The sequence below is a fragment of the Petrachloros mirabilis genome (genome assembly GCF_975968855.1).
In genome coordinates this window covers 1-6,415 of record NZ_CDLUDY010000075.1, presented here as the reverse complement: position 1 = coordinate 6,415, position 6,415 = coordinate 1, and the positions used below count along the sequence as shown (strand labels likewise).

Sequence of the window (6,415 nt, the reverse complement as noted above, 5' to 3'; positions counted from 1 at the left end):
TACCGCCAGAATATTCTGAAAACTCCTTCCCCATGCCTCGAAAGGCTCCCGAGAGGTATCCCATCGGAGCATAGAAAATTGCTCCGCCAAGTATTCCTCTGCCTGCGAGAGGGCCAAGGGAGCACTGTCAGGATGGCGTTCCAACGCCAGCGCATGGAGATGGTTAGAGAGTCTAGTACGTCGATCGGTCAAGGCTGGTAAATGGGAGCGTTCGCTATGCCGTGATTTCGGTCCCGATGCCCTTGCGCGTAAACACTTCCAGCAGAATGGCATGGGGGATTCGGCCGTCGATGATATGGGCCTTGCCGACACCCTGTTCGAGTGCGTCCAGACAGGCGTGGACCTTGGGCAGCATACCTTCAGTGATCGTCCCCTTCTTGACCATGCGCTGGACGTCTTTGCGTGAAACAGTCGACAGATGGCGTCCGTTCGCATCACGAATGCCTTTGATATCTGTCATCATCAGCAATTTTTCGGCACGCAGGGCGCCGGCGATCGCGCCGGCGACCAGGTCGGCGTTAATGTTGTACGTGTTGCCTTCGCGATCGGTCCCGATCGGCGCGATCACGGGGATGTAGTGGTCCTCCTGGAGCTTGTGAATGAGACTGGCGTCCACTTTTTCAATGTCACCGACGAATCCAAATCCGCCGGCATTTTCCTCTTCATCATAATCCCGTTCGAGACTTTCCGCCCACGCTTTCACTGTCAACGGTTTACTCAGAATGAGTCCGCCGTCTTTCCCGCTGAGTCCAACGGCACTCCCCCCATGGCGATTAATGAGGTCGGTGATCTCCATATTGATTTTTCCGGCAAGTACCATCTCGACCACTTCCATCGCGGCCTCGGTCGTGACGCGCACGCCGTGAAGAAACTTGGATTCGATCCCAAGCCGGTCGAGCATCTTGTCGATCTGCGGTCCCCCGCCATGAACGATGACAGGATTGATTCCGACGTACTTCAAGAGCACGACGTCCTGGGCAAACCGGTCCTTCAGGGACGACTCGGTCATGGCATTGCCGCCATACTTGATCACAATGGTCTTGCCTCGGAATGTACGAATGTAGGGCAAGGCTTCGATCAATACGTTGGCTTTCTTGATCAGTCGATTCATGCTCGCTCTGCTCCTGTTAGACAACGTGTGGACGGGATATGATCGGCCTCGATTCCTTCGGGTCGTCGCGTCTGTTAAAGAATGTATCGGCTCAGGTCCTGATCCGTCACGACATCTTTTAACCGCGCACGCACGTACTCGGCCGTAATGCGAACCTGCTTCTCCGGCCACTCAGGCCCTTCGAAGGAAATCTGCTCCAACAAGCGTTCCATGATGGTAAAAAGCCGCCGTGCGCCGATGTTTTCGGTACGCTCGTTCACCTGAACGGCAATATCGGCTATAGCATCAAGCCCGTCGTCAGTGAACTCGATGGCCAAACCTTCCGTAGCCAGCAGCGCCTGATACTGCCGCACCAGTGCCCCTTTCGGTTCCGTGAGGATACGCACAAAATCTTGTTTCGACAAGGGGCTCAGTTCGACACGAATGGGAAACCGGCCTTGTAGCTCCGGAATGAGATCAGACGGTTTTGCCACGTGAAAGGCTCCTGCAGCGATGAAGAGCACATGATCCGTCACGATCGGTCCGTGCTTGGTATTCACCGTGCACCCCTCTACAATAGGCAGCAAGTCCCGCTGCACACCCTCTCGCGACACATCAGGCCCTGCCTGGCGTTCTCGTCCGGCAATCTTGTCAATCTCGTCGAGGAACACGATCCCTGTCTGCTCCACCTTGGAGATCGCCTCGCGCACCACATCGTCCATATCGATGAGCTTCTGAGCCTCCTCCTGGGCCAGATGTTTGAGAGCCTCAGGCACCTTCATAAGGCGTTTCTTTTTCTTGCCCTGAAACATGCCGCCTAGCATATCGCGCAAATTGTTTTCCAGCTCGTCGAGGCCTCCGAGATTGGACACCACACCAATAGGCAAGCCTCGTTCCTTCACGTCCAATTCGACCGAGCGTTCGTTGAGTTTGCCATCGCGAAGCTGCAGCCGCAGCTTGGACCTTGTCGTGTCGTACGAGTCCTGTGCCGCCTGCGAGGAACCGGGTGGTTCGTTTCCACTCTCATTGGAGCCTGGCCTCGGAGCGGAGGGTGGCAACAATAGGTCAAGCAGTCGTTCCTCCGCCTGCTGTTCTGCCTTCTGCTGAACCACTTCCATTCGTCGTCCCTTCACCATATTGATAGCCAGCTCGGTGAGATCACGAATGATGGATTCTACGTCGCGGCCCACGTAGCCGACCTCCGTAAACTTCGACGCTTCGACTTTGATGAAGGGCGCCTGGGCCATCCTTGCCAACCGTCGGGCGATCTCGGTCTTGCCAACTCCGGTAGGCCCGATCATGATGATGTTCTTCGGGACGACTTCGTTGCGGAGATCCGGTGACAGTTGTTGACGACGCCAGCGGTTTCGTAACGCAATGGCTACCATGCGCTTGGCATCCTTTTGGCCGATGACGTAGCGATCGAGCTCCTTGACAATTTGCCGAGGGGTGAGACTTTCGATGTCCGACGGAATGTTCTCAAGAGTCTGACGGGTCACTTGCCGATTTCCCCTTTCAATTCCTCCACAACGATCTGCTGATTGGTGTAGATGTCGATCGCCCCTGCGATCTTCATGGCTTCGCTCACGATCCCGGCCGCTTCAAGCGAGGAATGATTCAAGAGCGCTCTTGCCGCAGCCAATGCATAAGGGCCTCCGGAGCCGATGGCAAGAATACCATCCTCCGGTTCGACGACATCGCCGGTTCCTGAAATGATGAAGGATTGCTCCTTCCCGGCAACGGCAAGCAGGGCTTCCAGGCGACGAAGCACCCGATCGGTCCGCCAGTCCTTCGCCAGTTCGACTGCGGCCCTCGTGAGATTTCCCCGGTACTCCTCCAGCTTATTTTCGAATTTTTCGAACAGTGTGAAAGCGTCGGCTGTGGCACCAGCAAAGCCTGCCAGCACTTGCTCGTGGTGAAGCCGTCGCAGCTTCTTCGCGTTCTGCTTCATCACCGTCGTCCCGACGGTGACTTGGCCGTCGCAGCCCATGGCAACCCGGCCGTTGCGACGCACGCACAGAATAGTGGTGGATCGAATGGTCATGATGGTTTCTGCTCCCTACGCGGCGCGCTGTGCCGGTTTTGTCTGGCGCGGGGGTGGGCCTTGTCGTAGACCGCTAACAACTGGTCAGTTGCCACGTGCGTGTACCTCTGAGTGGTGCTGAGTGAGGCGTGCCCCAGCATCTCTTGGATCGCACGCAAGTCGGCACCTTCGTCCAGCAGGTGGGTGGCAAACGAATGACGCAACGTATGAGGGCTGACCGGGCCTCCGATCAGCCGTTTCGAATACCGAGCCACGATTCGAGCCACGCTCCTAGTGGTGAGCCGACCTCTTCGCATATTGAGGAACATGGGACTCAAAGCGTCAAGACGCACACCGGACGCATGAAGTGACGCATGATAGTTCTGAATCGCCTGAACCGCTAGATCCCCGATCGGTACGATCCTCTCTTTCCTCCCTTTCCCTTGTAAACGAATCACTCCCTCTCCTCGGTCGACATCGCCAACGTTGAGCGATACCAACTCGGCAACACGTGCCCCTGTTGAGTACAGTGTCTCCAGCAATGCACGGTCCCTCAAGCCTCCTGATATTTCGTCCGGGAATACCATTAACGAGCCGGCGTCGTCCTTGGTCAGCACACGTGGCAACCGCTTAGGAAGCTTGGGGGTGCGCATATCTTCAACAGGACTCCTGGTAGCGAGACCCCGTCGCAGGAGGTATCGAAAAAAGCTTCGGATACACGCGAGTTTTCTTGCCAACGAGCTGCGCTTCTCTCCCTTGCGATCAAGCCACTGGAGATAACGCCGAATGGCTTCGACCGACAGTTCGGCAGGATCAATCGGAGACGAGACGATTTGATTGTCGAGTATGAACCTGCCGAGCTGTCGCAGGTCCGATGTATAGTTGCGCACCGTTTCCGGCGTTGCTCGCCGCTCAACCTTCAAATACGTTACGAAAGCCCTGATTGCGTCATCCATGCGGTAAAGTCCTTGAGAGCGCGTTCTGAGATCTGCCGCCGCTTGCGCTCCTTGTCTCTCACGGGTTTCGACAGCGGCGGGAAGAGACCGAAGTTTGTATTCATCGGCTGAAAACACCCTCGGTCTGCCGTCGTAATGTATGAGACAAGACATCCGTGGGCGGTTGTCGGAGGAGGTGCGACCAGCGGTAATCCCTGAAGGGCTCTCGCTGCATTGATACCGGCCAATCCACCCATAGCGGATGAATCCGTATACCCCTCCACGCCGACGAGCTGTCCTGCGAAAAATAACGTGTCGCGCCCTTTGAATTGTAGCGTGTTTCGCAACAGCTGGGGGGAGTTCAGAAAGGTGTTGCGATGTAAGCTGCCATAACGAAGGAATTCCGCCTGCTCAAGGCCTGGAATCATCCGAAAAACCCGCTTTTGTTCACCATATGTCAACTTCGTCTGGAAGCCGACGATGTTATAGCATGTTCGATGCGCATTCTCCGTCCGCAGTTGGACGACGGCAAAGGGACGAGCCCCTGTCCTGGGATCCTCAAGTCCCACCGGCTTCAACGGACCGAACTGCATCGTGTGCTTCCCGCGCTCCGCCATTACTTCGATGGGAAGACAGGCTTCAAAGTAGGGTGTCTTCTCGAAGTCTTTGGGGTGGACCTTCTCGGCCGCCAGGAGGGCGTCATAGAATTTGTCGTACGTAACCTCGTCCATCGGGCAATTCAAATAATCACCTCCGCCCTTGTCGTACCGCGATGCCGGAAAGACGATGGACATGTTGATGGAGTCTGCATCGATGATCGGAGAGATAGCATCGTAAAAGTAGAGGTGGTCCGAATGGGTTAGTTGGGCAATAGCCTTAGAAAGTTTGTCGGATGTCAGCGGACCGGTCGACACGACACAGACACAGTCGGTCGGAATGTCGGTAATTTCTTCTCGAAGAATCCGTATACGGGGATGGCTCTCAAGTGCCTGTGTAATCTTGAAAGAAAACTGCTCACGGTCTACGGCCAGCGCTGAGCCAGCCGGCACGCGCACTTGATCCGCGACCCTAATAATCAATGAATTGATCCTGCGCATTTCTTCCTTCAGAATGCCTGGAGCATTCTGAATATCGACCGAGCCGAGCGAATTGGAGCAGACCAGTTCGGCTAGCCCACCGGTTTTATGCGCTGGAGTCATTTCTTTCGGTCGCATCTCATACAACGTCACCTTCGCGCCGCGATTGGCCGCTTGCCAGGCGGCTTCGGACCCGGCCAGACCGCCACCGATGATGACAATGTCGTCGCGCATCCGAGAGGAACTCCTTTAGGGGAAGTGCGTGCGGGAAATGCATTGTAGAAATCGTGTTTTATGGATGTCAAGGCGGGTGGACGTCACAACGGCAATGGTCGATGCTCGTTGGTAAATCATGAAGGGGCGGGTCATCAAACATTCACCTACACCATCGCGAGATCTCCAATCTCTTCAGATTGCACGTCGCCAAAGCCCCGTGCTAGACTTCGCACCGTGGGCGATTAGCTCAGTGGCAGAGCGCTTCCTTCACACGGAAGAGGCCACAGGTTCGATACCTGTATCGCCCACCATCTCGATCGTATTTCCTTCATAAATCAGCCCTTTCGCTCTATTCATCCTGCCGCTGCGCAAAGGGGCCGTTTTCTGGACAGAATCCAGGGCCTCGGCTACACTTCACATCAATAGAAGCGGATTCGGTGCGGAATCGAGCAGGAACGAAGAGAGGTCATTTATGAAGACTAGCGCGATTGCATTGGGGATTCTTGTGTTGGCAACCTTAGCGGGCTGTGCGAGCAATCGACAGAACGTCGATGCCGAGGGGAACTATGCCGCCCCGGCTAGCATCTACAGCGTCATGGACAGCACAGCGTTGGTGTATACAGACGTAGCGGCCGGTTCCCCACTGAATGATAATCCCTGGCGATGGATGGGGTTCGTTCTCCATCCCGTGGGTCTTGCATTGGATTACGGGGTCAACCGGCCAATCTATTCACTGGCCGGCAGCATGCCCTACCTGTTTGGCTATACCAGCGAAGACGCCATGCTGGACAGTCAACGCCATTAATTCAACAATTCGAGCTAGCTACTCAGCTTGACGCCCGCTTTCATTTTCATGATTGCGGGCGTTGCCATGTTAAGCCCTGGTAAACAACCTTCCAATTTTGTATTCTCCTTTTCATGATCGAAACCTCAGATATGCGCGATCAGTGCCTTAGCCTATCAAATGCAGTGCTGGCTGCCGTAATTGGTCTCTCTGTCCTGATCGCCGGCTGCGAAACTCCTACCCCGCGACGCAACCTCCCCCCTTCAGAAACCGATCTTGCCCTCCTCAAAG

7 protein-coding genes and 1 tRNA gene are annotated in these 6,415 nt (G+C 55.5%); 2 read left to right on the top strand and 6 right to left on the bottom strand.

Translation table 11 applies throughout. The features are described from left to right. From ACWVCN_RS03245 to trmFO, 6 genes are all read right to left on the bottom strand, one after another. On the bottom strand, nt 1-192 hold a 192-nt coding region (locus ACWVCN_RS03245), incomplete at its 3' end, for a hypothetical protein (protein ID WP_455244078.1). A 22-nt stretch (nt 193-214) separates the two neighbouring features. After that, the gene (gene argB, locus ACWVCN_RS03240; RefSeq protein WP_455244077.1) at nt 215-1,111 is read right to left on the bottom strand and encodes an acetylglutamate kinase; all 897 of its coding nucleotides are present in this window, start codon (nt 1,109-1,111) and stop codon (nt 215-217) included. Between the two features lie 74 nt (nt 1,112-1,185). Then, nucleotides 1,186-2,589 carry an ATP-dependent protease ATPase subunit HslU gene (hslU, locus tag ACWVCN_RS03235; RefSeq protein WP_455244076.1) on the bottom strand — a complete coding sequence of 468 codons (1,404 nt, stop codon included), beginning with the start codon at nt 2,587-2,589 and terminating at the stop codon, nt 1,186-1,188. Beyond that, complete coding sequence (hslV, locus tag ACWVCN_RS03230; RefSeq protein WP_455244075.1) at nt 2,586-3,134, bottom strand: ATP-dependent protease subunit HslV; 549 nt, start codon at nt 3,132-3,134, stop codon at nt 2,586-2,588. Before hslV ends, hslU begins: the two co-directional genes overlap by 4 nt. Further along, nucleotides 3,131-4,069: a tyrosine recombinase gene (locus ACWVCN_RS03225; protein ID WP_455244074.1), complete on the bottom strand. Its 939-nt coding sequence runs from the start codon at nt 4,067-4,069 to the stop codon at nt 3,131-3,133. The genes hslV and ACWVCN_RS03225 overlap by 4 nt, the downstream gene beginning before the upstream one ends. Next, nucleotides 4,042-5,358, bottom strand: coding sequence for a methylenetetrahydrofolate--tRNA-(uracil(54)-C(5))-methyltransferase (FADH(2)-oxidizing) TrmFO (gene trmFO / locus ACWVCN_RS03220; RefSeq protein ID WP_455244073.1), 1,317 nt, complete (start codon nt 5,356-5,358; stop codon nt 4,042-4,044). The genes ACWVCN_RS03225 and trmFO overlap by 28 nt, the downstream gene beginning before the upstream one ends. 218 nt (nt 5,359-5,576) lie before the next feature. Between trmFO and ACWVCN_RS03215 the strand changes: the two genes are divergently transcribed. Beyond that, nucleotides 5,577-5,651, top strand: a tRNA-Val gene (locus ACWVCN_RS03215). 161 nt (nt 5,652-5,812) lie between these two features. Further along, a complete protein-coding gene (locus ACWVCN_RS03210; RefSeq protein WP_455244072.1) occupies nt 5,813-6,145 on the top strand; it encodes a hypothetical protein in 333 nt (110 codons plus the stop codon). The last annotated feature ends 270 nt before the right edge of the window (nt 6,146-6,415 follow it).

Bases quoted from the DNA above. Each gene is read 5' to 3' on its own strand.
- argB (WP_455244077.1), bottom strand. From the start codon at position 1,111: ATGAATCGACTGATCAAGAAAGCCAACGTATTGATCGAAGCCTTGCCC.
- hslV (WP_455244075.1), bottom strand. From the start codon at position 3,134: ATGACCATTCGATCCACCACTATTCTGTGCGTGCGTCGCAACGGCCGG.
- ACWVCN_RS03225 (WP_455244074.1), bottom strand. From the start codon at position 4,069: ATGGATGACGCAATCAGGGCTTTCGTAACGTATTTGAAGGTTGAGCGG.
- trmFO (WP_455244073.1), bottom strand. From the start codon at position 5,358: ATGCGCGACGACATTGTCATCATCGGTGGCGGTCTGGCCGGGTCCGAA.
- ACWVCN_RS03210 (WP_455244072.1), top strand. From the start codon at position 5,813: ATGAAGACTAGCGCGATTGCATTGGGGATTCTTGTGTTGGCAACCTTA.